This is a genomic window from Gemmatimonadales bacterium (genome assembly GCA_035502185.1).
Taxonomy (GTDB): domain Bacteria; phylum Gemmatimonadota; class Gemmatimonadetes; order Gemmatimonadales; family JACORV01; genus Fen-1245.
The window spans coordinates 1-2,289 of sequence record DATJUT010000108.1 but is presented as its reverse complement, the minus strand read 5'-3'; the positions used below and the strand labels follow the sequence as shown (position 1 = coordinate 2,289).

At 68.2% G+C, this 2,289-nt stretch carries 2 protein-coding genes; both read left to right on the top strand.

What is annotated here, in order from left to right:
* The first annotated feature begins 320 nt into the window (after positions 1–320).
* Complete coding sequence (locus VMF70_14605) at positions 321–1,343, top strand: amidohydrolase family protein (GenBank protein HTT69252.1); 1,023 nt, start codon at positions 321–323, stop codon at positions 1,341–1,343.
* 65 nt (positions 1,344–1,408) lie between these two features.
* Positions 1,409–2,089: an iron-sulfur cluster assembly protein gene (locus tag VMF70_14600; protein ID HTT69251.1), complete on the top strand. Its 681-nt coding sequence runs from the start codon at positions 1,409–1,411 to the stop codon at positions 2,087–2,089.
* Positions 2,090–2,289: the final 200 nt, after the last annotated feature.

Sequence of the window (2,289 nt, the reverse complement as noted above, 5' to 3'; positions counted from 1 at the left end):
GGCGCTGGGCGAGGAGCCAGGCTACTTCGACGCCGCGGAGTTCGAGGAGAACATGTCCACGCACTACGGCCGCATGATTCACGAGGACGACCGGACGATCATGTTCGCGAACCCGGAGGACGCGGCCGAGTACATCGACTTCGACCTCACGGCCAAGTAGGTCTTGCGGTTGCCGGGCCCAGCGGTTCTGCTAGGAACTAGCAGCCGCCGGGCCCGGGCCGCCCAGGCTGACGCAACGGTCGGCGATCAGGTTCGGTCCACGACGAGGAGGAACCGTGTACGAAAAGGACGGCGAAAAGTATTTCGTTGTCGATGGCCATATGCATTACTGGAACGCGGCTCCCGACAACTGGGTGCCGGGCGCCGAGCAGTACGCCAAGGGCTGGATCGAGTGCTTCCACGCCTACCAGGGACTCGGCCCGCCCGCGACCCACTGGTCGATCGAGCACTTCCAGAAGTACTCCGAAGAAGACCTCATGAAGGACGTCTTCGAGGACGGCTACGTGGACGTGGCGATCTTCCAGCCGACCTACCTCAAGGAGTGGTACAAGGAGGGCTTCAACACCACCGAGCGCAACGCGCTCATGGGAGAGAAGCACCCCGGAAAGTTCATCTACAACACGCGGTGGGACCCGCGCGAGGGTGACGCGGGCATCGAGCAGCTCAGGAAGAACGTCGAGCGGTTCGGCTCCAAGGGCTGCAAGCTCTACAGCGCCGAGTGGAACGCCGGCTCGCGGGGCTTTAAGCTCACCGATCCGGCGGCCTACCGCTACCTGGAGGAATGCCAGAAGCTCGGGATCAAGAACATCCACGTCCACAAGGGCCCGACGATCTGGCCGCTGGACAAGGATGCATTCGACGTATCCGACGTGGACCACGCCGCGACCGACTTCCAGGACCTGAACTTCATCGTCGAGCACGTCGGCCTGCCGCGGATCGAGGACTTCTGCTTCATGGCGACGCAGGAGCCCAACGTCTACGCCGGCCTGGCCGTAGTCATCGGCGGCCTGATGCACGCCCGGCCGAAGTTCTTCGCCAAGGTCATGGGCGAGCTGCTGTTCTGGGTCGGCGAGGACAAGATGCTCTTCGGCAGCGACTACGCCATCTGGGAGCCCAAGTGGCAGGTCGAGGGCTTCATCGACTGGGAGTTCCCGGACGACGCCTCGCTCACCGACTACCCGCGGATGAACACCGCGTCGAAGAAGAAGATCATGGGCCTGAACGCGGCCAAGCTGTACGACATCGAGGTGCCGGCCGAGTACCAGCTCAAGGACGGTGGCACGCCGGGCGCCCACGAGGTGCTCGCCGGCCAGCCCGAGGAGCACGCGGCCTCGGGGGCATGACGAACCCAGTGACAGCCGGATCCCCGAGCGCGCCCCCGGGGGAATCACCTCCGGGGGCCGCCCGGGTGCTGGCCGCGCTGGACGCGGTGCGCGACCCGGAGCTGGACGAGCCGATCACCGCGCTCGGCTTCGTCTCGTCGTGCGCCGTGTCCGCGTACGGCGATGCCCAGGTCCGGCTGCGGCTGCCGACGTATTTCTGCGCGCCCAACTTCGCCTTCCTGATGGTGGCCGACGCCTACGACGCGGTGTCGGCCCTGCCGGGTGTGCGCACGACGGAGGTGGTGCTCGACGACCACTTCGCCTCGGATGCGATCAACGGCGGGGTGGCCGCCAGGGCCGGGTTCGCCCGGTCCTTCGACGGCGAGGCGGTCGGCGAGCTGCATGAGCTGCGCGCCGACTTCTTGCGTAAGGCGGTGCTGGCCGGCACCGACCTGGTCTGCCGCCCGCTGGCCGCGGCGGGCGTGGAGCCACCGGCGCTGGCCGCGCTCACCCTCGGCCAGGCGCCGGCATCACCGGCGCTGGAGCGGCTGCGGCAGCGCCGGGCCGAGCTGGGGCTGCCCGCCGGCGACGACGCCCCGCTGCTGATCGACCCGGCCACCGGCGCGCCGCTGCGCGATGACGCGGTGCCGCTGCATCTGCGCAAGGCGCGTACCACGCGGGTCAGCATCGAGGCGAACGCCGGCGTCTGCCGCGGCATGCTGCGGCACCGGTACGGCACATCAGGACTAGGCGAGGAGGAGCAGTGAAGGCCGTCCGTTTGCACGCTTTTCACGAGATGCCCGTGGTCGACGAGGTACCCGAGCCGGCCCTCCGCGGCCCGCTCGACGTCATCGTGAAGATCGGCGGCGCCGGGGTGTGCCGTACCGACCTGCACATCATGGAGGGCCAGTGGGACGCGGCGATGCACACGCCGCTGCCCTACGTCCTGGGCCACGAGAACGCCGGC

Excerpts from the sequence above, each read along its gene's own strand:
- VMF70_14605 (HTT69252.1), top strand. The coding sequence starts at position 321 with ATGCATTACTGGAACGCGGCTCCCGACAACTGGGTGCCGGGCGCCGAG.